This window comes from Mesorhizobium sp. M1B.F.Ca.ET.045.04.1.1 (genome assembly GCF_003952465.1).
In the GTDB taxonomy this organism is placed as follows: Bacteria; Pseudomonadota; Alphaproteobacteria; order Rhizobiales; family Rhizobiaceae; genus Mesorhizobium; species Mesorhizobium shonense.
Genome location: NZ_CP034448.1, coordinates 6,599,517 through 6,626,405 on the forward strand (window position 1 = coordinate 6,599,517; position 26,889 = coordinate 6,626,405).

A 26,889-nucleotide genomic window follows, 5' to 3' on the forward strand; every position below is an offset into this window, starting at 1 on the left:
AGGGAGGTGCCTGGTGAACAAGAGCAGCCGGCGGGCCATCGCCGGCTCGCTGACGGAGGAGACGAAGTGGCCGTGAGCAACGAGACGAGCGAGTTGAAGGCTGGCACCGGCGCCGCGCAGGCGGCTTCCGGCGCGAAGCTTTCGGCTCTGTTTGCCGGAACGATGGGACCGCTGATCGGCCTGGCGCTTCTTTGCCTGGCGCTGGCGCTGACCACCGATACCTTCCTGACCTTACGCAACATCCTGAACGTGCTCGACCAGGTGACCGTGCTCGGCATCATGGCGATCGGCATGACGCTGGTCATCCTGATCGGCGGCATCGACCTTTCGGTCGGCTCGGTGCTGGCGCTGGCCTCGATGGTGATGGGCTACGTCGCCTATCCCGACTATCTCAATCTCGGCGTCCCGGTGGGCATCGCCGCCGCGCTCGTCGTCGCCGCCCTCTGCGGCCTGGTCTCGGGCCTGCTGGTGACGGTGACGAAGCTGCCGCCCTTCATCGCGACACTGGCCATGATGTCGGTGGCGCGCGGCCTCGCCAACATGATCACCGACGGCTCGCAGATCGTCGGCTTTCCCGACTGGTTCACGAATCTTTCGATCGTCCGCCATTTCGGCTTCTTGTCGGTCACCGTCGGGCTGATGATCGTGCTGGCGATCATCTTCGCCATCTTCCTCAACTATCGCGCCACCGGCCGCAGCCTCTACGCGATCGGCGGCAGCGCCGAGGTGGCCCGCCTTTCCGGCATCCCGGTGAAGTCGCTGACCAACTGGGTCTATGCGATCTGCGGCCTGCTGGCGGGGCTCGCCGGCATCGTGCTCGCCGCTCGGCTCGATTCCGTGCAGCCTAGTTCGGGCGTCGGCTACGAGCTCGACACAATCGCGGCGGTGGTGATCGGCGGCGCCAGCCTTTCGGGCGGTATCGGCTCGATCGGCGGCACGGCGATCGGCGTCCTCATCATCGGTGTGCTGCGCAACGGGCTCAACCTGCTCGGCGTCTCGCCCTTCATCCAGCAGGTGGTGATCGGCGTGGTGATCGCGCTGGCGGTCGCCACCGACACCTGGCGTCGCCGCAGGCAATAGGGATTCGCCCGGATGTCCGGGCGAAACGGATCGGTCGATCCGAGACTGGGACTGTCCGGCCGGAGGCGCCGCGATGCGCAGGCGGGACAGATCGAACACCAACGGAGGAAAAACATGCTGACCAAACGTTCACTGCTGCTTGCGGCCGCGGCCATCGTCCCGCTGCTCGGCCTGTCCGACGCCGCTTCGGCCAAGGACGCCAAGAAGCTCGGGCTGGCCGTCGCCAATCTGCAGGCGGATTTCTTCAACCAGATCAAGCAGTCGGTCGAAGCTTACGCCAAGGAGAAGGGCATCGAGGTCATCACCGTCGACGCCAAGGGCGACTCGGCAACGCAGGTCAGCCAGGTACAGGATCTCGTCACGCAGAACATCGACGCTTTGATCTACATCCCGGCCGGCGCCACCGCCGCGACCGTGCCGACCAAGACCGCGAAGGCCGCCGGCATCCCGGTGGTCAATGTCGACCGCAATGCCGACGGCGCGCCCGGCGACACCTTCATCGCCACCGACAGCGTCAACTCCGCCAAGGGCGTGTGCGACTACATCGCCAAGCAGGCCGGCGGCAAGGGCGAGATGGTGATCATCCATGGCCAGAAGGGCACGACGCCGGAAGTCGACCGCTCCAAGGGCTGCGGCGAAGCGCTGAAGGCCTATCCGGACATCAAGGTGGTCGGTGAGCTCTGGAGCGACCAGTGGCACCAGGACGAGGGCTTCAAGCTGGCGCAGGACCTGCTGCAGGCCCATCCGAATGTCTCGATCATCTTCGGCCAGGCCGATGCGCTGGCGCTGGGCGCAGCGCAGGCGGTCAAGGTCGCCAATCCCGACCACAAGATCTGGATCGCCGGCTTCGACGGCGACGTGGCGGCGCTGAAGGCGCTGAAGGACGGCGTGTTCGACGTGACCGCGACGCAGCAGACCCAGGGCATGGGCCGGCTCGCCGTCGATTCGGCGGTCAAGCTGGTGGCCGGCGACAAGCTGGCAGCCGACCAGCTGCAGGACGCAACGCTGACCACCAAGGACAATGTCGCCCAGTTCATCGAGAAACATCCTTGAGGGCTGGCTGAGACCTGAAGAGCGCCACGATGTCCCTTGATCCTCACACTGGCGAGAGCCCGCACAACGGGCTCTTCGTCAACGGCCTCTGCAAAAGCTACGGACCGGTCCAGGTCCTGGCCGATGCGAGCTTCGAGGTGCGGCCGGGCGAGGTCGTGGCGCTGCTCGGCGAGAACGGCGCCGGCAAGTCGACGGTGTCCAACATCATCGCCGGCTCGACCAAGCCCGATGCCGGCACCATCATCTGGCGGGGGAAGCCCTATTTCCCCGCCAATCCCGCGGCGGCCATCGAGGCCGGCGTCGGCATGATCCATCAGGAATTGAAGCTGCTGCCGGACCTTTCGGTGGCGGAGAATGTCTATGTCGGGCGCTTGCCGATGCGCGGCGGTCGCATCGACCGCGCGACCATGAATGCGAAAGCCTCGGCGCAGCTGAAGCGCCTCGGTCTCGACGTTTCGCCCGAGCGCAAGGTACGAACGCTGCGCGTCGCCGCCCAGCAACAGGTCGAGATCGCCAAGGCGCTGACGCTGAACGCGGAGCTTTTGATCCTCGACGAGCCGACCGCGGCCCTTGGCGGCGAGGAGACGGAACTGCTCTTCAAGCAGATACGCAAGCTGAAGGCCGAAGGCATGTCCTTCATCTATATCAGCCACCGCCTGGACGAGATCGCGCAGATCGCCGACCGCGTCGTGGTGATGCGCGACGGGCGTATCGTCGCCCGGCACGAGCGCGCCGACATCCCGGTGCGCACCGTGGTCGAGCAAATGGTTGGGCGCAGCGTCGAGCGCATGTTCCCGAAGCTGTCGCCGCCCGGCGACCAGACGCTCCTCGAGGTCGAGGGCCTGTCGTCGCCCGAGCGCAGCTTCAACGACGTTTCCTTCGCGGTGAAATCTGGCGAAGTCTTCGGCATCGCCGGACTGATCGGCGCCGGCCGCACCGAACTGGTGCGGGCGATCGCCGGCGCCGATCCGATCTCTTCCGGCGCGATGCGCGTCGCGGGCCAGCCGGTGCATCTCAGCGGACCGGCGGCGGCGATCAAGGCCGGCGTCGTTCTGGTGCCGGAAGACCGCAAGGAACAGGGCGTGGTGCTCGAACAGACGATCGGCGAGAACCTCGCCATCGGCAATTTCGATCATGTCGCGCCCAAGGGCTGGGTGTTTCCCAAAGCGGTGCAGAGATTCGCCGAGGCCGGCATTTCGAGGCTTGGCGTCAAGGGCAGGCCGAACCAGGCCGTCTCAAAGCTTTCCGGCGGCAACCAGCAGAAGGTGGTCATCGCCAAATGGGTGTCGCGGCCGCCCAAGGTGTTCATCCTCGACGAGCCGACGCGCGGCATCGATGTCGGCGCCCGCGCCGCGATCTACGACGTGATTGCCGACCTCGCCCGCTCCGGCATGGCGGTGGTGGTGGTGAGCTCGGATCTGGAGGAAGTGCTGGGGCTTTCGCACCGCGTGCTGGTGCTGAGCCGCGGCCGCCAGCGCGGCATCCTCGATCGCGAAGAGGCAAGCAATATCGCCGTAATGGAGCTCGCCACGAGCTGAGGCACGGCGGATGGGAACAAAGCGCAGCAGGTGATACCCTCCCAGGCACCGGACCGCGCGGGGCGCCAGCAGGACTGGCGCCCCTTCTTTCAGGGAGAGGGAAAGAGATGAAACTGTTCGATCTACATGGCGACGTAGCGCTGGTGACAGGCGCCGGCAGCGGCATCGGCCAGGCGATCGCCATCGGACTGGCGGAGGCCGGCGCCGATATCGCCTGCTTCGGGCACAGCTCGAAAGGCGGACTGGAAGAGACGGCCGGCAAGATCAGCGCGCTCGGCCGCAAGGCGCTGGTGCTGACCGGCACGGTGACGTCCGAAAGCGATCTCGCGGCGGCAATTGAAAGCGTTGAAAAGGAACTCGGCGCGTTGACGATCGCCGTCAACAATGCCGGCGTCGCAGGGGCCGAGCCCGCCGAGACGCTGCCGATGGAGAAGTGGCAGAAGATCTACGACGTCAATGTCAGCGGCGTGTTTCTGTCCTGCCAGGCAGAGGCGCGCGTCATGCTGCCTCGCCGCAAGGGCTCGATCGTCAACATCGCCTCGATGTCGGGCTCGATCGTCAATCGCGGCCTGACGCAGGCGCACTACAATTCCTCCAAGGCGGCGGTGATCCATATGTCGAAGAGCCTCGCCATGGAATGGGCCGATCGCGGCCTGCGCGTCAATGTCGTCAGCCCCGGCTACACGCTGACGCCGATGAACAAGCGGCCGGAAGTCGCCGAGCAGGTCAAGATCTTCGAGCGCGACACGCCGATGGGCCGCATGGCGACGCCGGAGGAAATGATCGGGCCGACCGTGTTCCTGGCCAGCCGGGCCGCAAGTTTCGTCACCGGCATCGACCTGATCGTCGATGGCGGCTTCGTCTGCTGGTAGGGAGAAAAAATGCAGAAGCGTTTTGACGGAAAGACACCGGTCGTCACGGGCGCCAGCGGCGGCATCGGCGCAGCCATGGCCAGGCGCTTCGTGACGGAAGGCGCTGCGGTCGTGGTCAGCGCCATCGACCCACGCGTCGATGAGGTCGCGGCTACCCTTAAGGCTGCGGGCGCGAAGGTCGCCTCGATGCGCATGGACGTGACGAAGAAGGATGAGGTCGTGGCGCTCTACGATCTCGCCGAGAAGGAGTTCGGCCGCGTCGACATCTCGGTTCAGAACGCCGGCGTCATCACCATCGCCAAGATCGAGGCGATGACGGAAGCCGAGTGGGACAAGGTGATGGCAGTGAACACCAAGGGCGTGTTCCTGTGCTGCCAGGAAGCGATCTCCCGCATGCGCAAGCATGGCCAAGGCGGCCGGCTGATCAACACGGCGTCCGGCCAGGCGCGGCAGGGTTTCATCTACACGCCGCATTATGCCGCCTCGAAGTTCGGGGTCGTTGGCATCACCCAGAGCCTCGCCAAGGAAGTGGCCAAAGAAAAGATCACCGTCAACGCCATCTGCCCCGGCATCATCGACACCGACATGTGGGCCTATAACGACACCGCCTGGGGCAAGTTGCTCGGCGACTACAAGCCGGGCGAGTTGATGGCGGAATGGGTGAAGAACATCCCCATGGGCCGCGCCGGCAGCGGCGAGGATGTTTCCGGCCTCGTCAGCTTCCTTGCCAGCGACGACGCGGCTTATATCACCGGACAGACGATCAATGTCGATGGCGGCCTGATCATGTCTTAGGGCTACCGGCTGCCCGGCGATCCGGGCAGCCATGCCAGGCGCAGGCCGAGTCTACTCGGCCGCGACGCCCCTCACCTGCAGATAGCTCTCCATGGAATCGTCCATCGCCTGCAGCCAGGGCGTATGGTGCTTGGGCGCCATCGTGCCGGTCATCAGCGAGCGGTAGGCATTGTCGCGGAAGGCCATAATGTTCTCCATCTTGTGGTGCTCCCATTCCATGAAGGTGTGGTTGACCGCCTCGACGTCGAAGCCCGGGTAATCGGTCTGGTCCATGAGCTCCTTGGTGTAGTCGCCCTGGAACCAGATCATCTGCTCGGCGTCTTCGAGCGTCTCCTCGCGCCCGCGCCACTTGGCGCTGTGCTCGGCCATCGCCGCGGCGGAAGGCAGCTTGATGCGCCCCATGATGACGTCGCGCGCGTACCAGGCCTGCGCGTCGAACATGTTGAAGGTGTAGAACTGGTCCTGCATGCCGATATAGAACAGCTTCGGGTTCTTCTCCCAGACGACGCCTTCGTAGAGGTCCAGCGGCCACATGCGGTTGGCTGTCTTGAGTTTCAGGTCGTCGGTGAGGAACGGGAAGGAATGCAGGTAACCGGTGCACAGGATGATGGCATCGACCTCTTTGGTCGTGCCGTCCTTGAAGTGCGCCGTCTTGCCGACAACCTTTTGCAGGAGCGGCACCTCCTTCCAGTTCTCCGGCCATTTGAAGCCCATCGGCTTGGAACGGTAGCTGGAGGTGATCGACTTGGCGCCGTATTTGTAGCACTGCGAACCGATGTCCTCGGCCGAGTAGGAGCGGCCGATGATCAATATGTCCTTGCCCTTGAACTCCATCGCGTCGCGGAAATCGTGGCTGTGCAGGATGCGGCCGTTGAAGGTGGCGAAGCCCTCGAAGAAAGGCACGTTGGGCACCGAGAAGTGGCCGGAGGCGACGACGACGTTGTCGAACTCTTCCGAATAGGTGACGTCGTTGGTGCGGTCATGCGCGGTGACGGTGAACTTCTTGGTCTCGTCGGAGAAAGTGACCATGCGCACGGGCGTGTTGAAGCGCACCCATTTGCGCACGCCCGACTTTTCCACGCGTCCCTTGATGTAGTCCCACAGCACGGCGCGCGGCGGATAGGAGGCGATCGGCCGGCCGAAATGTTCCTCGAAGGTGTAGTCGGCGAATTCGAGGCATTCCTTCGGCCCATTCGACCACAGATAGCGGTACATCGAGCCGTGCACCGGGTCGCCATGCTCGTCGAGGCCGGTGCGCCAGGTGTAGTTCCACAGCCCCCCAGTCGGACTGCTATGGTTTTGGGCGTGCCAACGAAGGCGAGGCCTGAATAACCGCCAAGCCGCTGGGCGAGCTGACGGGCCGTGAGGTTCTCCCTGTGCGCCAGCTCGATGACGCGCTCGCGACTGCTTTTCGAGGCATTGGTGTCCGGCACATCCGGCAGCGGACCGTCGGGATCGAAGCTGGACGCATCATGGCCGAGCGCGATCGACAGCGAGGCGATGCCGCTCTCGTAGTAGACCAGGCTGTCGAGCTTTGCCCGCTTGGCGCGCGCTTCCTCGATGCTGTTGCCGACGATGACGAAAGCGCCAGGCAGGATCTTGATGTCGTCGCGCGAGCGGCCGAGTTTTTCTGCGCGGCCCTTCACATCGGCGAAGAAGCGCCGGCCGGATGCAAGGTCGGACGGCGCCGCGAAGATCACCTCGGCGGTTTCGGCGGCCAGCTGGCGCCCGGCCTCGGACGCGCCAGCCTGAACAACGACCGGCCAGCCCTGAATGGGCCGGGCGATGTTGAGCGGTCCGCGCACCGACAGATGCTCTCCCGTGTGCGCCAGCACATGCAGCTTCGAGGGGTCGAAATAGAGTCCGCTTTCGGCGTCGCGGATGAAGGCATCGTCCGCAAAACTGTCCCACAGACCGGTCACGACATCGTAGAATTCGCGCGCCCGGTGGTAGCGTTCGTCGTGCTCGAAATGCCCGTCGAGGCCGAAATTCAGGGCTGCGTCGGGGTTCGACGTCGTCACGATGTTCCAGCCGGCGCGCCCACCGCTGATGTGATCCAGCGAAGCGAAACGACGCGCGATATGGCGGGCGCGTCGAAAGTGGTCGAGGCGGTGGCGACAAGGCCGATGTGATCGGTGACAGCAGCGAGTGCCGACAACAGCGTGAACGGCTCGAAGGAGGTCACCGTATGGCTTCGCCGCAGCGCCTCGATCGGCATGTTGAGCACGGCCAGATGGTCGGCCATGAAGAAGGCGTCGAACTTCGCCGCTTCGAGCGTCTGCGCGAAACGCTTCAAATGCGCGAAGTTGAAGTTGGCGTCGGGATAGGCGCCCGGGTAGCGCCATGCGCTGGTATGAAGACTGACCGGGCGCATGAAGGCGCCGAGACGCAATTGCTTTCGTTCAGCCATGCGAAGTGATCCAGCGACGATGGGCGTTGCCGCTCCGTATCAGCACAGGATCGGACTGCGGTGGTCCGCTGAAAAGGAATTCTGTTTTGCTTGGCCGCTGCCGAGGAGCAATTTTCGCGCGTCGCAGGGTGAGATGCGGATCATCCGCCACCGATTCTCGCCGATGGCGGATGATCCTAGGTTGCCACCTTTTATTCCGCAGCCAGTGCCAGCTGCGGTCTTTCGATGCCTTCGATCTGTTCCGGCTCCGGCGCCTGCTCGTCGGTCTTGGCCTTCTTGGGCGCGCGGGCGAAGAACAGCGCATAGCCTGCCGGCAGCACCAGGATGGTGAGCACGGTGGCGACCAGGATGCCGCCCATCATGGCGTAGGCCAGCGGCCCCCAGAAGACGGCGCGCGAGATCGGGATCAGCGCCAAGACCGCGGTCAGCGCCGTCAGCATGATCGGCCGGAAGCGGCGGACGGCCGCGCCGACAATCGCCTCCGATCGCTCCATGCCCGCCGCGATGTCCTGATCGATCTGGTCGACCAGGATGATCGAGTTGCGCATGATGATGCCGAGCAGCGCAATGACGCCGAGGATGGCGACGAAGCCGAACGGCGCGCCGCTGATCAAAAGCGCTGCCGCGGCGCCGATGATGCCGAGCGGACCGGTCGCCAGCACCAGCATCGACTTGCCGAAATGCTGCAGCTGGACCATCAGCAAGACGACGATGATGGCCAGCATGATCGGCGCCTTGGCCGCGATCGAGGCCTGGCTTTCGGCCGAGTCCTCAGCACCGCCCTGGATCTCGATCTTGTAGCCGGGGGCAAGACCGGCGCGCAGGTCCTTCATGTCGTTGTACATCTTGGTGACGACGTCGTTCGACTGCACGCCGTCCGGCAGCGTGCCGCGCACGCTGATCGTGGGCAGGCGATCACGCCGCCATTCGATGCCCTGCTCCATGACGGGCACCACCTTGGCCACCTGCGACAGCGGCACCGAGCCGCCGAAGTCGGTCGGGATGTAGACCGAGTCGACCGATGAGAGCAGATGACGGCTCGCCTCCGGCTCGCGGGCGACGATCGAGACCGTCTCCTCGCCGTCGCGGAAATCGTCGAGCGGCGCGCCGGACATGGTCGCCTGCAGCATCTGGCGGATGCGCTGCGAGGTGACGCCGAGCGCGCGGGCGCGGTCCTGGTCGATGACCAGCTTCATCGCCGGCACCGGCTCCAGCCAATCGTCATGGACGGCGCCGAGCAGCGGGTTCGCCTGGAACCTTGCCTTCACCTCGTCGGCGATGCGGCGCACTTCCTGTCGGTCCGGACCCATGACGCGCATCTGCACCGGCCAACCGGTCGGAGGCCCAAGGAACAGGCGGTCGACCTTGGCGCGGATCGACGGGAAATCCTTGGCCAGGATCGAGCGCAGCTTGACAATCAACCGCTCGCGCGCCGGCTCGTCCTTGGCCATCACCAGGAGCTGGGCGAAGTTCGGGTTCCTGAGCTGCTGGTCGAGCGGCAGGAAGAAGCGCGGCGCACCCTCGCCGATGTAAGTGGCGATGAAGCGTTTGTCCTGGTCGTCCATCATCCTTGATTCCAGCGCCTTGGCCTGCGTCTCGACCTCCTTGATTGAGGTGCCTTCCGGCAGCCAGAGATCGACCAGGATTTCCGGGCGCGAGGACTGCGGGAAGAAGTTCTGCGGAATGAACTGGAAGGCCCAGAGACTGGTGCCGAAGGTGACCAGCGTCATCACCAAAACGATGATGCGGTGGCGCACCGCCCAAGTGACCGTCGCACGAAGCCGCCGGTAGAAGCGCGTGTCGAAGACGTCGTGATGGGTGCCGGCGTGCTTGCGCTGCTTCAGGATCATGTAGCCGAGCCACGGCGTGAAATAGACGGCGACGAACCACGACACCACCAGCGCGATGCCGACGACATAGAACAGCGTGCGCACATATTCGCCGGCGGTTGAGGCGGCGAAGCCGACCGGGATGAAGCCGGCGGTGGTGATCAGCGTGCCGGTGAGCATCGGGAAGGCGGTCGAGGAATAGGCGAAGCTTGCCGCCTCGATCTTGACCAGCCCTTCCTCGAGCTTTCGCTCCATCATCTCGACGACGATCATGGCGTCGTCGACCAATAGGCCGAGCGCGATGATCAGCGCGCCGAGCGAGATGCGCTGCAGGTCGATGCCGATCTCATACATGATGGCGAAGGTGGCGGCTAAAACCAGCGGAATGGCGATCGCGATCACCAGGCCGGAGCGCCAGCCGATCGACAGGAACGAGACGACAAGCACGATGAGCAGCGCTTCGCCGAGCGCCTCCATGAACTCGTTCACGGCGTCCTTGACGACCTCCGGCTGGTCGGAGATCTGGTCGACCGCCACGCCGTAAGGCAGGCCTTCCTCGAAGCGCTTGTAGGTCGCTTCGACATCCTTGCCGACGTCCCTGACGTTAAAACCCTTGGCCATGACGACGCCGACCTGGACACTCTCGTGGCCGTTGAAGCGGTATTTGCGCTGGTACGGATCCTCGAGGCCGGAGGTGACCGTGGCGATGTCGCCGAGGCGCGTCACCTGGTTGCCGGCGCGCAGCCTCAGCTCGCGGATGTCGGCAGCCTTGGCGACGTCGCCCTCGACCGAAATGCGGACCGAGCGCAGACCGGTGTCGACCGAGCCGGCCGGATCGACGGCGTTCTGGCCTTTCACGGCGTTCTGCAGGTCGACTATGGTCAGGCCACGCTCGGCAAGCGCCTTGGACGAGACGTCGATGTAGATCTTCTCCGGCTGGTCGCCGATGATGACGGCCTTCTCGACGCCCGGCGTCGCCAGCAGCATGTCACGCGCCTGGATGGCGAACTTCTTCAGCTCCGGATAGCTGAAGCCGTCGCCGCTGATCGAATGCAGCGTGATGAAGGTGTCGCCGAACTCGTCGTTGAAATAAGGGCCGAGCAGGCCCTGCGGCAGTTCATTAGCGATGTCGCCGACCTTCTTGCGCACCTGGTAGAAGGCGTCCTTCACCTCTTCGGCATTGGTGTCGCCCTTGACCTGCAAGGTGATGATGGCGCTGCCGGCACGGGTGTAGGAGCGCACGAAATCGAGATGCGGCGTTTCCTGCAGCTTGCGCTCGATCTTGTTGACCACCTGGTCTTCCATGTCCTGGATCGAGGCGCCAGGCCACACCGCCTGCACCACCATGACACGGAAGGTGAAGTCCGGGTCTTCCTTCTGGCCCATGCGCATCAGGCCGAGCGCGCCGGCCAGGATGATCAGGCCGAACAGGAAGCGGGCGATGCTCGGATGTCCGATCGCCCAGCGCGAGAGGTTGAAGGGCCGCTTTTCGGTGCTGCTGTCGGTGGTCATGGCGCAAGTCCAGTCCAATTGGCCGGCAAGGCACGCTTGCCCTGCTGCTCATGAATTCTCGGTCGGGCTTCCGGGCGGCGAGGCACCTCAAGCGGAGAGAGACTCGCAATCGCGTTTGAAGCGGCCGTGGCGCGGGGGATACCAACATGCCGGCATCTCACGATCGGGCGCCTGCCGCCCGGAACCCATGCCCTTCCCGGCTCGCGGCTTGCGCAGCGAGAGCGGGAAAGGCGTTCGTACGCCTGGCTAGCGCAGGCTGCTGGTGGTCGCGACGTCGCCCTCCGCCGAGGCGGACTGCTGGGCGACGTCGCCGGAAAACTTGACCTTCAGGTTTTCGGTCATGAACTGCGTGCCGGCGGCTACCACCACGTCGCCCTGCTTCAGGCCATCGGCCACGGCGACACCGTCGGCGGTGAAATTGGCAATCTTGATCGGACGCGGATGCACCGTGTCGCTCGCGCGGTCGACCGTCCAGACGATCTTCTTCCCGTCCTTTTCAGTCATGGCGGTCAGCGGGATCGACACGAGCTGAGCCTTGCTGCCGACGGTTGCCGCGACGTTGGCTGTCATGCCGAGCAGCACGCGCGGATCATTGGGCAGCGAAACACGAACCGCGAAGGTGCGCGACTGCGGATCGGCGCTGCCGGCCACCTCGCGGACCTTGCCGTCAAGGGTCAGCGAATCGTCCGACCAGAAGCTCGCCTTGACCTCCTTGCCCGGACGGAACCCGGCGATGTCCATTTCGGGCACCGCAATCAGCACTTCCTTCTCGCCGTCGACGGCGACCGTCATGACAGGCGTGCCGGCGCCGACCACCTGGCCGATATCGGCGGAGATGGCGGTGACGATGCCAGCCTTGCTGGCCTTGAGATCGGTGTAGTGGACCTGGTTCTCAGCCTGGGCCAGCGTCGAACGGGCGGCATCGCGCGTCGCCACCGCCTGATCGTAGCTCAGCGTCGCCTGATCGAGCTGCGACTTCGGCGCGAAGTTCTTGGCATAGAGCTGCTCTGCGCGCTTCCTGGCGAGATCGACCGTCTCGACCTGCCGCTCGGCGGCATCGAGGCTCGCCTCAGCGCTCTTCACCGACAGCTCGTAGTCGGACGGGTCGACGCGGGCGAGCACATCGCCCTCGTTCACATGCTGGCCGATGTCGACGAGACGCTCGGTGACCTTGCCGGCGATGCGGAAGCCGAGATTCATTTCGGTGCGGGCGCGCACAGAACCGGAATAATCGAGCTGGCGAGTGGTTTGCGCCTCGCCGATCTCGACCACTTTCACCGGACGGATGACTTCCTGGACGACCGCCGCCTTCTCCTGGCTGCAGCCGGCAAGGCCGAGCGCCGCGATGACGAGGCCGGCGACCGGGAGGCCGGCGACTGATAGCCTGCGGAGGATGGAATTGGACAAAGACACCTTAGCACTCCCGAACTGGAAATGAACGTCGACCGGCACCCGGCGGGCAGCGGCTATTTCAAGGCTCTGATTGCGTATTCGATGAGGTCGTCGGGCATCGCCCGGTTGGTCTTGGCAAGGCACTGCGCGACCATCTGCGGATGGCACAGAATGACGGTGGCGGCGCCGAAGCAGCGCGACGCAATCACAGGGTCCTGCTTCCTGAACTCGCCGGCCTCGATGCCCTCGCGGATCACCTCGGCGAACAGGTCGTGGATGCGATCGACATGCTTGTCGATGACGCCCCAGTCGCGTTCGAGCGCAACGATGACCATCTCGTGGACCTTCTGGTCGTCGAGCATGACTTCCAGCGTCATCTTGTATTGCGCATGCACATAGCGGCGCAGCCGCTCCTCGGCGCTGAGCGGCAGGCGCGAGATCTCGTAAGCCATCGCGTAGCTGGCGCCGAGCATGCGACCGCAAACGGCCTGGTGGATTTCCACCTTGGAGGCGAAGAAACGGTAGATGTTGGCCGGCGACATGCCGAGCTCGCGGGCAATGTCTGCGACGTTGGTCTTGCCGTAGCCGTAGTGCCGGAACAGGCGTTCGGCGCAGTCGAGAATGCGGGTCACATTCTCCTGTCTGGCGGGATCGGCCACGATGTTGGCGGCTTCTGACATGACGCTTTCGTTTGACGAGTGACGAATTTCAATTTTCATCACTCGTAAATCGAAAGAAGCGAGATGTCAACGCGAAATCGACGTACGTGTATACTTGGTGACAGATGGTGACAGCGGGGAGCTGTTTAAGAGTGAAAGGGCGATATGCCGCGATCCTTCGCGCCCCCCTCTGTTCGGCAGGACAGAGGGGGGCGCTGTCCCGCCGACGTCGAACTTGGCCTCGCCGAGCTACGCTCCCTTCGCCATTTCCCGCAGCCGGAACTTCTGGATCTTCCCCGTCGAAGTCTTCGGGATCTCGGCGAACACCACCGCTTTCGGCACCTTGAAGCGGGCAAGCAACCCTCGGCAATGCTCGATCATCTCGGCTTCGGTGGCGGTCTTGCCGGGCTTCAGCTCGACATAGGCGACCGGCACCTCGCCCCATTTCTCGTCGGCACGGGCAACCACGCCGCAGGAGGCGACGGAAGGATGCTTGTAGAGCGCGTCTTCGACCTCGATCGACGAGATGTTCTCGCCGCCCGAGATGATGATGTCCTTGGAGCGGTCCTTGAGCTGGATGTAGCCGTCGGGGTGCATGACGCCGAGGTCGCCGGAGTGGAACCAGCCGCCGGTAAAGGCCTCGTCGGTCGCGTTGCGGTTCTTCAGATAGCCCTTCATGACGATGTTGCCGCGGAACATGACCTCGCCGATGGTCTCGCCGTCGGCCGGCGTCTCCGTCATCGTCTCCGGGTTCATCACCGTGAGCCCCTCGAGTGCGGCATAGCGCACGCCCTGGCGTGCCTTCTTCGCCGTCCTCGGCCCTTTCTCGAGTTCATCCCACTCATTGTGCCATTCGTTGACGACGGCTGGCCCGTAAGTCTCGGTCAGGCCGTAGAGATGGGTCACGCCGAAGCCGGCATCGGCCATGCCGGAGAGCACGGCCTCCGGCGGCGGGGCGGCAGCCGTGTTGAAGGTTACCATCTGTTGGAACTGGCGCTTGTCCTCGTCCTTCGCGTTGATCAGCACCGACATGACGATCGGCGCGCCGCAAAGATGGGTGACGCCGTGGTCGGCGATCGCATCATAGATCGGCTTTGCCCGCACCCAGCGCAGGCAGACATGGGTGCCGGCTTGCACGGCAAGCGTCCAGGGAAAGCACCAGCCGTTGCAGTGGAACATCGGCAGCGTCCAGAGATAGACCGCGTGCTTGGCCATGCCGGCATGGATGGTGTTGGTGTAGGCCATCAGAGCTGCGCCGCGATGGTGGTAGACGACGCCCTTCGGATTGCCGGTGGTGCCTGAGGTGTAGTTGAGCGAGATGGCATCCCACTCGTCGTCGGGCATCGACCAGGCGAAGGCTTCGTCGCCGCCGGCCAGAAAATCCTCATAGTCGAGCGTGCCGATCCGCCCGCCCTTCGGATAGGGCGCGTCGGCGGCATAGTCGGGGTCGTCATAGTCGATGACCAATGGCTTGGCCTTGGCCAATGCCAGCGCTTCCCTGACCACTCCGGAGAATTCGCGGTCGACGATCAGCACCTTGGTGTCGGCATGGTCGAGCTGGAAGGCAATCACGGCGGCATCGAGGCGGGTGTTCAGCGAGTGCAGCACCGCTCTGGTCATCGGCACGCCGAAATGCGCCTCCAGCATCGGCGGCGTGTTCGACAGCATCACCGTCACGGTATCGCCCTTGCCGATGCCGCGTTTCGAAAGCGCCGAGGCGAGCTTCAGCGAGCGCCGCCAGAAATCGCGATAGGAGATGCGCTGGCTGCCATGGATGATGGCGACGTGGTCGGGATAGGTCTTGGCCGCGCGCTCAAGATAGGTGAGCGGCGTCAGCGGCTGGTGGTTGGCAGCGTTCCGGTCGAGATTTGTATCGTAGGGATTGGCCATCCCATCCTCCCCAAAAGTCTTTTCGAGCTTTCTAACCATTGCCCGGCGATCATGCCATCCCCCCTGAACGACCGGGAAATGCTATGATATGAGCGCCCGGTAGAATGGCTGTCTCGATCAAGCCGCGCCGGAGGGCGATTACACCGGCCATCGAGATTTGACTTTTGTCGAGAGCCGTGACTAATGTCAGCCGAGGAGGCGGCATGGCGATCAGACCGGCAGAACAGCTCATCCACAAGGCCGCCTGGCTCTACTATGCCCATGGCCTTCGGCAGGACGAAGTGGCGAACCAGCTCAAGATTTCGCGCGCGTCGGTCGCCATGTATCTGCGCAAGGCGCGCGAGACCGGCATCGTCAACATCTCGACCTCGACGCAGCTCTTCACCGACGACGTCATGGCGCGCAAGGTTGAGGATGCCTTCAAGCTCGACGCCGTCTGGATCGCCCCGGAAAACGCCTATGTCGCCGATCCGTCGACCGACATCGCGGTGCTGGCGGCAAGCGTCTTCCTCGAATTGGTGAAGAAGGGCGACCGTATCGGAGTCGCCTGGGGCCGCACCATCTACACCATCGCCGACATCATGTCCTATGCCGACCTGCAGGACGTCACCGTGGTGCAGCTCTGCGGCAATCTCGGCGCGCCCTATTCCTATCGGCCTGACCAGTGCACGATGGAAATCGCGCGGCGGCTCAACGCCAAGGGCCTCAATTTCTACGCACCTCTGGTGCTGTCGAGCGAGGCACTGGCGCAGGGCCTGCGCGCCGAGCCGGTGATCCGCGACCAGCTTACCGGCGTCAGCGATTGCGACCTCGCGCTCTACTCAGTGGGCGCGGTCGACGCCGACAGCCATCTGGTGAAATGCGGCGCGCTGACCCCGGCCGAAATGACGGCGCTGCGCAGCCAAGGTGCAGCCGGCGTCATTGCCGGGCAGGTCATCGACGCCAACGGCGAAGTGCTCGACTGCGATTACAACCGGCGTGTCATCTCCGCCGAGCTCGCCTCGCTGCGCGCTATCGGCAAGCGGCTGATGGTGGTGCAGGAGGACAGTAAGTTCGAGCCGCTGCTCGCCGCGATAGCCGGCGGGCTCTGCACGCATCTGGTGATCGGCGCGCATATGGCCGGGCGTCTTCTCGACCACGCCGGCGCGGCAAGCAAGATGGCCTCCTAGAACCTTCCTCGCCACGACTGTCATCAAAGCGTCGCGGCTTCCTGTTCATGAGCAACAAAAAGACGAAATCGGACGGAACGACATGAAGAACCTTTGGAATGACGCCGACGCGGAAAAGATGGTTGCCGACTACGCCAAGAAAGGTGTCGGCCGCGACCTTGCGCTGCGCGTCTACACGACACGCCTGCTCGGCGGCGAGCCTCGGCTGGTGCTGCATGGCGGCGGCAACACCTCGTGCAAGACCAAGGCCACCGACCTGGTCGGCGACGAATGGGACGTGCTCTGCGTCAAGGGCAGCGGCTGGGACATGGCCGTGATCGAACCGCAAGGGCTGCCCGCGGTGAAGATGGGCGCGCTGCTCAAGGCGCGCGCACTCGACAATCTCTCCGATGAGGACATGGTGGCACTGCAGCGCTCCAACCTCATCGACCCCGCCTCCCCCAACCCGTCGGTCGAAACACTGCTGCATGCCTTCCTGCCGCATAAATTCGTCGACCACACGCATTCGACGGCGATCCTTGCCATCGTCGACCAGGAGGACAGCAAGGCGCTGGTGGCCAAGGTGTTCGGCGACAAGATGGGCTATGTGCCCTACATCAAGCCGGGCTTCGACCTCGCCAAGGTCGCCGCGGAAGTTTTTGACGCCGACCCCAGCGTCGAAGGCCTGATCCTCGACAAGCACGGCATCTTCACCTTCGGCGACGACGCCAGGCAGGCCTACGACCGGATGATCCACTATGTGAACGTCGCCGAGGAGTATGTCGCGAAGAACGGCAAGCCGCAGGCGGCCAAGGCGGCGCTCCCGGCGAAGCTCGCCAGGCCAGGCGACATCGCGCCGACGCTGCGCGGCGCTGTCGCGGTGGCACGCGGCGAAGGCCGCTTCGACCGTATGATCAGCGACTTCCGTACCTCGGACGCGATCGTCGATTTCATCAATTCGGCAAAGATCGCCGACTATGCCGGCCGCGGCGTGTCGACGCCGGACCTGTCGATCCGCATCAAGACCGGTCCGATGGCGGTGCCCGCGCCGGACGCCGACAAGCTCGGCGAGTACAAGGCGGCGATCCGCAGCCATGTCGAGGCCTTCGCCAAGAACTACCGCGCCTATTTCGAAACCAATGACGCGCTGGACGACGTCAAGCGCACCATGCTCGACCCGATGCCGCGCCTGACGCTGGTGCCAGGGCTGGGCATGTTCGGCCATGGCCGCACGCTGAAGGATGCCAAGATCGCCTCGGATGTCGGCGAGATGTGGATCGAAGCGGTGCGCGGCGCCGAAGCCATCGGCAATTTCCAGCCGCTCTCCAAGTCGGACCTCTTCCCGCTCGAATACTGGTCGCTGGAGCAGGCCAAGCTCGCCTCCAACAAGCCGAAGCCGCTGACCGGCCAGGTGGTGCTGATCACTGGCGGCGCAGGCGCGATCGGCGCGGCGACAGCAAAACTGTTCGCTGCGAATGGCGCGCATGCCGTCATCGTTGATCTCGATCCGGCCAAGGCCGCCGAGGCGGCGAAGGCGGCCGGCAACAACTCGATCGGCGTCGGCGCCGATATCACCAACCCGGCCGAGATGCGCGCCGCCTTCGACAAGGCGGTCGCCGTCTATGGCGGCGTCGACATCCTGGTCTCGAACGCAGGTGCGGCCTGGGAAGGAAGGATCGGTGAGCTCGACGACGCTCTCCTGCGCAAGAGCTTCGAGCTCAACTTCTTCGCCCACCAGTCGGCGGCGCAAAACGCCGTGCGCATCATGCTGGAACAGGGCACGGGCGGCGTGCTGCTCTTCAACACCTCCAAGCAGGCGGTCAATCCCGGGCCGAAATTCGGCGCCTACGGCTTGCCCAAGGCGGCGACGCTGTTCCTGTCGAGGCAATACGCGCTGGACTATGGCGCGCAGGGCATCCGCTCCAACGCGGTCAATGCCGATCGCATCCGCTCCGGCCTTCTGACCGACGCGATGATCGCCAGCCGTTCCGGCGCGCGCGGCTTCTCGGAGAAGGAATACATGTCCGGCAATCTGCTCGGGCAGGAAGTGACGGCCGACGACGTGGCGCAGGCCTTCCTGCATCAGGCGCTGGCCGAACGCACCACCGCCGACGTGACGACGGTGGACGGCGGCAACATCGCGGCGGCGCTGCGCTGAAGACGTAAAGACGCCCCCGGACTGGTTCGTCGTTTTACGAAAACGACGAACCGCTCCCTCTCCTTGTCTTGACGCAGTTCCGGACGGAAGCCCGTTTCACACTTCTGCTGGAAAACTGCTCTAACTGGTCAAAATCCGCTCAAATCCTTCGCTTATTGCTCGAACAGCTTTAAGGAGTGCCTTGCGCATCTCATGCGACACAAGGCCGGAGCCGGTATGCAATCCAGGGAAGTGCCTTATTTCAGCCAATGGGAAACACCCGACATGACCCTGCCGCTGCTCGCGGAAGGGGTGGCGGCTCTGCAGCGCGACCCGCTTTGGCGCAATTCGGGCGCGGACACGGTCGAGGACTATGCGCGCTGGGCCGTCAATGTCTGCGGCATGGCCTGCCTGAAGATGATCCTTGCCGCGCGCGGTGAAATCCACCCCACGTTGGAACTTGCCCGCGCCTGCACGACCTATGGCGGCTATGTCGTCAATGAGATCGATGGTACGATCAAAGGGCTGATCTATGAGCCCTTCGTCAGGTTCGTCCGCGAACGTTTCAGCCTCTCCGCCGAGACGATGACGAATGTCGATATGGCCATGGTGCCCGGACTTCTTTCCAGGTGGCGCTTTTTCATCGCCTCGGTTCACCCAAGCATCCGCTGGCCCGAGCGCGAGCCGCCGTCGAAGGGCGGGCATCTGGTGCTGGTGACGGCAGCCTCGCCGAGCGAAATCCGCTTCCACAACCCGTCCGGACACGACCGGCAGAGCCAGGCGGACGTCACGCTGCCGCTCGCCAGTTTCGACCGCTTTTTCGCCCGGCGCGGCATCGCCGTCGGGTTCTGATCCTGAGCATTGTGGAGATGTCGATGGCCCAGAAAAGACTGCGTATCGGTGTGCTCTTCGGCGGGCGCTCCGCCGAGCACGACGTGTCGCTGCTTTCAGCGACGAACGTCATGCGCGCGATGAACCCGGCGAAATACGATGCTGTTCCGATCTTCGTCAGCCGCGAAGGGCAATGGCTGCTGAGTCGCTTCGAGGACGGCGCGCTGGCGAAACCTTCAAGTGGAGTAGAGCTCTGTCTGGTGCCGGGCGGACATGGACGGTTGCTGGCCGTCCCGGCCGACGGGCTGCCTCACGAACTACCTGCAATCGACATCCTGTTTCCCGTCCTGCACGGTCTCCATGGCGAGGACGGCGCCGTGCAGGGCCTGGCGGAAGTGGCGCGCGTGCCGCTTGCCGGCTGCGGCATCCTGGGCTCGGCCACGGCCCTCGACAAGGATATCGCCAAGCGGCTGCTGAAAGCGGCGGGAGTGCCTGTCGCGCGTTCGGTGACGATCGACGCGGGCGCAGCACCTTCCCTCGCCGTGCTGGAAGATCAGCTTGGTCTGCCGCTGTTCATCAAGCCGGCGCGGCAAGGCTCGTCGGTTGGCGTCGCAAAGGTCAACGCCAGCCAGGAATTCGATCGGGCGCTCGAGGAAGCCTTCCAGCACGATCGCAAACTGCTGGCGGAGGAATTCGTTCGTGGCCGCGAGATCGAGTACAGCGTGCTGGAAGATCCCGAAGGCGAACTCTTCGTCTCACGACCGGGGGAGATCGTGCCCGCCGAAAGTCACGGCTTCTACAACTACAATGCCAAGTATATCGACGAAAATGGCGCGGCATTGATCGTGCCTGCCGAACTGCCGCCGGAGGTCGAGGAAGCCATGCGCGATATGGCCGCCAAGGCCTTCAGGGCCGTCGGTTGCGATGGGATGGCCCGTGTCGACTTTTTCCTGATGCCGGACATGCAGTTTCTGGTCAACGAACTCAACACCATTCCCGGCTTCACCGACATCAGCATGTACGCCAAGGCGATGGCTGCAAGCGGCATCAGCTACCCGGAGGTCATCGACCGCCTGGTGGCGCATGGGCTGGCGCGTGCTGCGCGATCGGCCTGAAACAGAAAGAGCGGCCCAAGAGCCGCTCTTTCACTGATCACTGGTGCGTCGCGTTAAAGCCGCTTCACGCGAGGCGCTCTGATCTTATTTCGTCGGTCGGCGCCCTGCCCGTCCTCAGCAGCAGCTGCGGAGGGTGGACCGGGCATTTCTCCCCGTAACGTGACGGGGAGAAAGACGCCGTCATCGATGGTTTCGCTAACTGTCGCCGTTGCAGAATGAGGCGCCGGCTTACTTCGCGTTCGGGTTCGGCATCCAGGCCGGCATGGCGACATCGGCATGGGCGAACTGCGGCAACTTGGCCGACAGGTCCTCCATGTTCTTGATGTCCTTGTCGACCAGCTCCTTCTGGGTGATCAGCGTCGGCGGCACGATGACGTTGTGGCCGGGATCCTCGCCTGCGAGTAGTTGCGCCAGCGCCCTCACCGAAACCTGGCCGACGACTGCCGGATTGGTGGCGGCGGTGGCCGCCCAGGCGCTGTCCGGTTCGCGCATCGCGGCGATGTCGGAGGTCGAGATGTCGGCCGAGTAGATCTTGATGCCCTTGTTCAGCCCCGCCTCGTCGACGGCGATCTTCACGCCCTTGGCGAACTCGTCATAGGGGGCGAACATCACCTTAATGTCGGGATGCGCCTGCAGCACCGAGCGCGCCTGGTTGGCGACGGAATTGGCGATCGGGTTGTCGAGCGTGCCGAACATGGCAACCTCGCTGATGCCCGAATGCTTCTTCTTCACGTCGACCCAGGTTTCGTTGCGTCGGTCGAGCGGAGCGATGCCGGCGACATAGACATAGCCGGCCTTCCAGCTGTCGCCATTGTCCGTGACCGCCTGCTCGAGGGCGAGCCGCGCAAGGTCGCGGTCGGACTGCTCGATCTGCGGGATCTTCGGGTTCTCGACATTGACGTCGAAGGCGACGACCTTGATGCCGGCGTCGACCGCGCGCTGGGCGGCGTCCTTCATCGATTCCGTCAGGCCGTGCTGGATGATGATGCCCTGCACGCCGAGCGCGATCGCCTGGTCGACCATATCGGCCTGAAGCGCTGCGTCCTGGCGGCTGTCCAGCACGCGCAGGTCGACGCCGAGCGCCTTGGCCTGCGCCTCGACGCCGGAGAGATAGGCCTGGAAGAAGTCACCGGTCGAGAGATAGCGCACCAGCGCGATCTTCACGCCGGGCTTGTCGAACGGCGCCGGGCGGTCCGCTGCGAGGGCCGTGCCCTGCATGAGCAGCGCCGCGCCCGCAAGGCCGAGCGCGGCCTTCCCCAAAAGTCTTCTTGTGATGCTCATTTTTTCCTCCGTTGTGTTCTCATCAATGCCCCGGTCGAAACTATCTCTTGCCCCTGCCGGAAAGGGCGAAGGTGAAGACAAGGGCGACGACCAGAACCGCGCCCTTGACGAAATCCTGCGTGTAGTAAGGGGCGTTCATCATCGTCAGGCCTTGCAGCAGGACACCGACGAACACCGCGCCGACGGCGGTGCCGAAGGCGTTGGGCTTGGCGGCGCCGAGCACCGCGTAACCGATAAGCGCCGCCGCTACTGCGTCGAGCAGCAGATTATTACCCGAGGCGATGTCGCCGCGTCCAAGCCGGGCGGCGAGCAAAATCCCGCCGATCGAGGCAAAAACTCCCGAAATGACGTAGGCCCAGATTTTGTATGCCTTGACAGGCGCGCCGGCGAGTTCGGCGGCGCGCTCATTGCTGCCGACGGCGTACATCATGCGGCCGAAGCGGGTGTATTCGAGAAAGAACCAGATCAGCACGGCGAGCACGACCAGCACCACCACCGAGACCGGGATCAGGTTCGGGATGAAGAAGTCGATGCGGTGGCGGCCAAGCGCCAGGAAGGCTTCCGAGAACTTGCCGTTGGCGACCGAGCCGTCGGGCATCGTCATGCCGGTAGCGATGGAACGGCCCTCGGTCGGAATGCGCTGCAGGCCGAGGAGCAGGAACATCATGCCGAGCGTCGCCAAAAGATCGGGCACGCGCATGTAGACGATCAGCCATCCATTGATCAGGCCGACGACCACGCCGATCACCAGGCAGGCGATGACGGCGACGATGGCGTTCTGCTCCAGCACCACCATGGCGTAGGAGGCGGCCATCATGGCGCTGGTGGCGACCGAGCCGATCGAGAGATCAAAACCGCCGACGACGAGTGTCGCGGTGACGCCGAGCGCCAGCACGCCGGTGATCGCCACCGACTGGAAGATGAAGACTGCGCTTTGCGGCGAGGCGAAGCCGTCGGCGGCGATCGCGAAATAGGCGATCAGCCCGACAAGCAGGACGATGAAACCATAGCGGATGGCATAGTCGCGCAATGTCATCGAACGCTCCCGCGCTGTCGCCCTCTCCGCCAAACTTGAACTCATGCCTGCACTCCAAATCTCGTCATCCGGATCTCACGCCGCGCTGGTGAGCGGCCCGCCGGCCACCTCGGCCAGTAACCGATCGAGGTCGATGTCGGCGTTCCTGTGCTCTCCGACGATCGTCTGTTCCGACATCACCAGGATGCGGTCGGCGGTTTCCAGCGCCTCGTCGAGCTCGGTGACGAAGATGAGTGTGGCGCGGCCGTCGGCGCTTGCCCTCAGCTTGGCTGCGATGTCGCGCCTTGCCGAGATGTCGACGCCCTGGAACGGCTCGTCGAGGATGAACAGGCGCGAGGCCTGCGACATCCAGCGCGCCACCATCACCTTCTGCTGGTTGCCGCCCGACAGCGCCGAAAGCTCGTCCTTCTCGGAGCGGCAGACGATGCCGAGTTCGTCGATCTGGCGGCGGGCGGCGATGCGCTCGGCGCGGCGCCTCATGACGCTGAAGTCCGACATGCGCTTGAGGAAAGGCAGGCTGATGTTGCGCTCGATGTTGAAGCCGTCGACGATGCCGCTCATCGCGCGGTCCTTGGCGACGAGGAAGACGCCGGCGGCGATCGCCTCTCGCGCCGAGTGAGGCGCATAGGGTTGGCCATCCATATGCATGGCGCCGGCAAGCGGCCTGCGCACGCCGAACAGCGTTTCGGCGAGCGCCGTCCGACGCCAAGCCGGTGACGCCACCACTTCGCCGGCCCCGAGCGTCATCGAGATCGGTTTGGCAAGTCCGACCATGCCGCTTAGAAGAAAGGCCAGGCGATTGCGCTCGGTGAGGCCGTACGAATCTCGGTTCATCGCGCGGAGGCCGGTTCGGCGAGCGCGGTTGCCACCTACAGGCCGGACTGCCACCACTTCGCCGGCCCCGAGCGTCATCGAGATCGGTTTGGCGCCTTGCGCCAGTTGCAAGCCTTCGGCGGTGAAGACCGCGCGCGCCGAACTTCTGGCGACGACGCGGTCGAGATGGATCTTACGGCCGAGCATGGCGTTGACCGCGCCTTCATAGTCGAGCGGCTTCCGATCGAAGACGCCGGAAATAGCGCCGTCGCGCATCGAGGCGATGCGGTCGGCAAGCCGCCGGATGTCGGACATGCGGTGCGAGATGTAGAGGATGGCGACGCCCTGCCCGCGCAGCCGGTCGATCAACGAAAACAGTCGGTCAGCTTCGGCGCTCGACAGCGAGGAGGTCGGCTCGTCGAGGATCAGCACCTTCGGCTGGTGCGCCATGGCGCGGGCGATGGCCACCATCTGCCGGTCGGCGAGCGTGAGGTCTGCGACACGCGCCCTGAGGTCGATGGTAAGCCCCATGCGGTCGGCGACGGCCTTGGCTTCGGCGCGGACGTTGCTCGGCTTGAACAAAACCGTGGCGCCTTTGCCGCTCAGCCTGTCGAGCGTCAGATTGGTGGCGACGTCGAGATCGGCCACCACGCCGTCATTGATGTTCTGATGCACGGTGACGACGCCGGCGCGGATCGCTTCGGCCGGCGTGCGGGGATCGAAGGCGTCGCCGGCCAGCCGCATCATGCCGCCGCTGCGCTCATAGACGCCGCTGACGATCTTGACCAGGGTGGATTTGCCGGCGCCGTTGGCGCCCATCAGTACCGTGACCTCGCCTGCATAAAGGTCGAGCGAGATGCCGCCAAGCACCTCGTTCTGGCCAAAGGATTTCCTCAGGCCCTCCACACGGAACACGGCATCTGCGCCCATTCGTTCCTCCCTGGCCTGTGACGCTATGGGCTACATCGGCAATTGTCAACACGATTGACATTTGCCAGAGCGCTTCCTAGCTTGGCCCCGCCGCCGTGGCTCCGCTATCGTTGGAAACCACGAGCAGGAGGGGAGAGAATGACCGGGAAGTTCGAAGCATTGTCGGTGGAGACGCTGCCGAAGCGCCTTGGCGAGAACGCGGCGCTGAGCGAGCGCATCGGCAAGGACTCGAGCCGTTGGACAGTACGCGAGGTCGGCGACGGCAATTTGAACCTCGTCTTCATCGTCGAAGGCGACAAGGGCGCGGCGGTGGTGAAGCAGGCGCTGCCCTATGTGCGGCTGGTCGGCGACAGCTGGCCGCTGCCGCTCAAGCGTTCCTTCTTCGAATATCATGCACTGACTAGGCAGGAGCGCCGAGCGCCGGGCTCGGTGCCGGCGATCTACCATTTCGACGAGGACCAGGCGCTCATCGTCATGGAATATCTGTCGTCACACGTCATTCTCAGGCGCGCTCTGATCGACGGCCGGGAACTGCCGAACATCGCGCGCGACATCGGCCTGTTCATGGCTCGCACCCTGTTTCGCGGCTCCGACCTGTCGATGGTGACAAAGGAGCGCAAGGCCGACCTCGCGCTGTTCGCCGACAATGTCGAGCTCTGCGACATTACCGAGAACCTGGTGTTTTCCGATCCCTATTTCGGCGCCAAGATGAACCGGCACACCAGCCCGCAGCTCGACGGCCTGGTCGCCGAGCTGCGCGCCGACCGCGACCTCAAGGTCGAGGCGCAGCGGCTGAAGCATCTCTTCGCCGCAAATGCCGAGACGTTGCTGCATGGCGACCTGCATTCGGGCTCGATCATGGTGACCGACACAGAGACCCGGATGATCGATCCAGAATTCGCCTTCTACGGCCCGATCGCCTTCGATGTCGGCATGCTGCTCGCCAATTTCTGGATGGCCTTCTTCTCGCAGCGCGGCCACGAGGAGAAAGGCAGCCGGGATTCCATGCGCGCCTACCTACTCAACGTCACGGCCGAGACCTGGGCTATCTTCCGCGCCGAGTTCTCGCAGCTGTGGCGCACCGAGCGCACCGGCATGCTCTACCACAGGAGCCTGTTCGAGGATCAGGGCGACCGGCTCGCGGCCGAACAGGCGCTCGACCACGTGCTCTCCGGCATCTGGACCGACCTGCTCGGCTTTGCCGGCATCGAGGTGCACCGGCGCATCCTCGGCCTCGCCCACAATGCCGATTTCGAGACCATTGCCGACGAAAACCTGCGCGCCAGATGTGAGGCCAAGGCTTTGCGCTTCGGCCGCCACATCGCCGTCAACCGGCGCCAGATCCACAGCATCGACGAGGTCAACAACCTGGCCGCGCTGATTGAACAGGAGAGCAGAATTTGAACGTCGGCGATCGCCACTACCGCACCATCTGGCTGAGCGACGACAAGCGTTCGGTCGAGATCATCGACCAGCGCTGGCTGCCGCATGAGTTCCGTATCGAGACGATCGGGACCGTCGCCGGCATCGCCACCGCGATCCGCGACATGTGGGTGCGCGGCGCGCCGCTGATCGGCGTCACCGCCGCCTATGGCGTCGCCATCCAGATGACGGAGGATGCGTCGGACGAAGCGCTCGACGCGGTATGGGATACGCTGCACAAGACACGGCCGACGGCAATCAATCTGCGCTGGGCGCTGGACGAGATGCGGCGGCACCTGAAACCGCTCGCGCCGGAAAGGCGCGCCGAGGCGGCCTACCGGCGGGCGGCCGAGATCGCCGACGAGGATGTCGGGCTGAACCGCGCCATCGGCGAGAACGGGCTTGCGATCATCAAGGAAATCGCGGCGCGCAAGAAGCCGGGCGAGACGGTCAACATCCTCACCCATTGCAATGCCGGCTGGCTAGCGACGGTCGACTACGGCACCGCCACCGCGCCGATCTATCTCGCGACGGAGGCCGGCATTCCGGTCCACGTCTATGTCGACGAGACCCGGCCACGCAACCAGGGCGCCCAGTTGACCGCCTGGGAGATGGCCGGGCACGGCGTGCCGCACATGCTGATCGTCGACAATGCCGGCGGGCATTTGATGCAGCATGGCGATATCGACATGGTGATCGTCGGCACCGACCGCACCACCGCCAATGGCGACGTCTGCAACAAGATCGGCACCTATCTCAAGGCTTTAGCCGCTGCCGACAATGACGTGCCCTTCTACGTCGCGCTGCCCTCGCCCACCATCGACTGGACCGTCGCCGACGGGCTTGCCGAGATCCCGATCGAAGAGCGCTCCGGCGACGAGGTTTCCCTGGTCTGGGGCAAGACGGCGGACGGCAAGGTCGCACAGGTGCGCGTCTCGCCCGACGCGACGCCGGCCGCCAATCCTGCGTTTGATGTGACGCCGGCAAGGTTGGTCACAGGGCTGATCACCGAGCGCGGTGTGGCGAAGGCCTCGCGCGAAGGACTGAAGGCGATGTTCCCGGAGCGCAGTTGATCTCCCCCCTTGAGGGGGAGATGGCCGCGAAGCGGTCAGAGGGGGTCGCCTCGCATAGATCGCCAACGTTTAC

The 26,889-nt window shown here is 64.4% G+C and carries 18 protein-coding genes and 2 pseudogenes; 11 read left to right on the forward strand and 9 right to left on the reverse strand.

All coding sequences use genetic code 11. From position 1 onward, the window contains the following. Positions 1–93 precede the first annotated feature (93 nt). The 5 genes from EJ071_RS32870 to EJ071_RS32890 all read left to right on the forward strand — a co-directional run bounded on the left by EJ071_RS32870 (position 94) and on the right by EJ071_RS32890 (position 5,338). The gene (locus EJ071_RS32870; RefSeq protein WP_126102815.1) at positions 94–1,080 is read left to right on the forward strand and encodes an ABC transporter permease; all 987 of its coding nucleotides are present in this window, start codon (positions 94–96) and stop codon (positions 1,078–1,080) included. Between the two features lie 114 nt (positions 1,081–1,194). Continuing rightward, a complete protein-coding gene (locus EJ071_RS32875; protein ID WP_126101579.1) occupies positions 1,195–2,133 on the forward strand; it encodes a sugar ABC transporter substrate-binding protein in 939 nt (312 codons plus the stop codon). A gap of 29 nt (positions 2,134–2,162) precedes the next feature. Then, a complete protein-coding gene (locus EJ071_RS32880) occupies positions 2,163–3,671 on the forward strand; it encodes a sugar ABC transporter ATP-binding protein (protein ID WP_126101580.1) in 1,509 nt (502 codons plus the stop codon). Positions 3,672–3,778: 107 nt separating this feature from the next. Further along, positions 3,779–4,543, forward strand: coding sequence for an SDR family oxidoreductase (locus EJ071_RS32885; RefSeq protein ID WP_126101581.1), 765 nt, complete (start codon positions 3,779–3,781; stop codon positions 4,541–4,543). A 9-nt stretch (positions 4,544–4,552) separates the two neighbouring features. Further along, positions 4,553–5,338, forward strand: coding sequence for an SDR family oxidoreductase (locus EJ071_RS32890; protein WP_126101582.1), 786 nt, complete (start codon positions 4,553–4,555; stop codon positions 5,336–5,338). A 51-nt stretch (positions 5,339–5,389) separates the two neighbouring features. Here EJ071_RS32890 and EJ071_RS32895 read toward each other — a convergent pair. From EJ071_RS32895 to EJ071_RS32920, 6 genes and pseudogenes are all read right to left on the reverse strand, one after another. Continuing rightward, positions 5,390–6,677: pseudogene (locus EJ071_RS32895) on the reverse strand (NAD(P)/FAD-dependent oxidoreductase). Between the two features lies 1 nt (position 6,678). Continuing rightward, positions 6,679–7,748 (reverse strand): annotated as a pseudogene (locus EJ071_RS32900) (LLM class flavin-dependent oxidoreductase); the annotation flags it as partial. A gap of 191 nt (positions 7,749–7,939) precedes the next feature. After that, entirely contained in the window at positions 7,940–11,089 is a 3,150-nt protein-coding gene (locus tag EJ071_RS32905; RefSeq protein ID WP_126101583.1) for an efflux RND transporter permease subunit, read from the reverse strand. 246 nt (positions 11,090–11,335) lie between these two features. Next, positions 11,336–12,502, reverse strand: a complete 1,167-nt coding sequence (locus tag EJ071_RS32910; protein WP_126101584.1) for an efflux RND transporter periplasmic adaptor subunit — start codon at positions 12,500–12,502, stop codon at positions 11,336–11,338. A gap of 53 nt (positions 12,503–12,555) precedes the next feature. After that, entirely contained in the window at positions 12,556–13,161 is a 606-nt protein-coding gene (locus tag EJ071_RS32915; protein ID WP_126101585.1) for a TetR family transcriptional regulator, read from the reverse strand. A gap of 228 nt (positions 13,162–13,389) precedes the next feature. Next, a complete protein-coding gene (locus EJ071_RS32920; protein WP_126101586.1) occupies positions 13,390–15,030 on the reverse strand; it encodes an acyl-CoA synthetase in 1,641 nt (546 codons plus the stop codon). Between the two features lie 203 nt (positions 15,031–15,233). On the opposite strand from EJ071_RS32920, the gene EJ071_RS32925 reads away from it, so the two are divergent. The 4 genes from EJ071_RS32925 to EJ071_RS32940 all read left to right on the forward strand — a co-directional run bounded on the left by EJ071_RS32925 (position 15,234) and on the right by EJ071_RS32940 (position 20,261). After that, the gene (locus EJ071_RS32925; protein WP_126101587.1) at positions 15,234–16,199 is read left to right on the forward strand and encodes a sugar-binding transcriptional regulator; all 966 of its coding nucleotides are present in this window, start codon (positions 15,234–15,236) and stop codon (positions 16,197–16,199) included. An 82-nt stretch (positions 16,200–16,281) separates the two neighbouring features. Continuing rightward, entirely contained in the window at positions 16,282–18,336 is a 2,055-nt protein-coding gene (locus EJ071_RS32930; protein WP_126101588.1) for a bifunctional aldolase/short-chain dehydrogenase, read from the forward strand. Between the two features lie 216 nt (positions 18,337–18,552). Then, positions 18,553–19,167 carry a hypothetical protein gene (locus EJ071_RS32935; protein ID WP_126101589.1) on the forward strand — a complete coding sequence of 205 codons (615 nt, stop codon included), beginning with the start codon at positions 18,553–18,555 and terminating at the stop codon, positions 19,165–19,167. A gap of 17 nt (positions 19,168–19,184) precedes the next feature. Beyond that, on the forward strand, positions 19,185–20,261 hold the full coding sequence (locus EJ071_RS32940) for a D-alanine--D-alanine ligase family protein (RefSeq protein WP_126101590.1): 1,077 nt from the start codon (positions 19,185–19,187) through the stop codon (positions 20,259–20,261). Positions 20,262–20,489: 228 nt separating this feature from the next. Here the strand turns inward: EJ071_RS32940 and EJ071_RS32945 are convergent, their stop codons facing one another. From EJ071_RS32945 to EJ071_RS39750, 3 genes are all read right to left on the reverse strand, one after another. Continuing rightward, a complete protein-coding gene (locus EJ071_RS32945) occupies positions 20,490–21,542 on the reverse strand; it encodes a substrate-binding domain-containing protein (RefSeq protein WP_126101591.1) in 1,053 nt (350 codons plus the stop codon). 40 nt (positions 21,543–21,582) lie between these two features. Next, on the reverse strand, positions 21,583–22,578 hold the full coding sequence (locus tag EJ071_RS32950) for an ABC transporter permease (RefSeq protein ID WP_126101592.1): 996 nt from the start codon (positions 22,576–22,578) through the stop codon (positions 21,583–21,585). A gap of 75 nt (positions 22,579–22,653) precedes the next feature. After that, complete coding sequence (locus tag EJ071_RS39750; RefSeq protein ID WP_245460055.1) at positions 22,654–24,321, reverse strand: sugar ABC transporter ATP-binding protein; 1,668 nt, start codon at positions 24,319–24,321, stop codon at positions 22,654–22,656. A 138-nt stretch (positions 24,322–24,459) separates the two neighbouring features. Between EJ071_RS39750 and mtnK the strand changes: the two genes are divergently transcribed. Continuing rightward, positions 24,460–25,725, forward strand: a complete 1,266-nt coding sequence (gene mtnK / locus EJ071_RS32965; RefSeq protein WP_126101593.1) for an S-methyl-5-thioribose kinase — start codon at positions 24,460–24,462, stop codon at positions 25,723–25,725. Then, positions 25,722–26,816 (forward strand): S-methyl-5-thioribose-1-phosphate isomerase, encoded by a 1,095-nt coding sequence (mtnA, locus tag EJ071_RS32970; RefSeq protein WP_126101594.1) that lies wholly within the window; start codon positions 25,722–25,724, stop codon positions 26,814–26,816. Before mtnK ends, mtnA begins: the two co-directional genes overlap by 4 nt. The last annotated feature ends 73 nt before the right edge of the window (positions 26,817–26,889 follow it).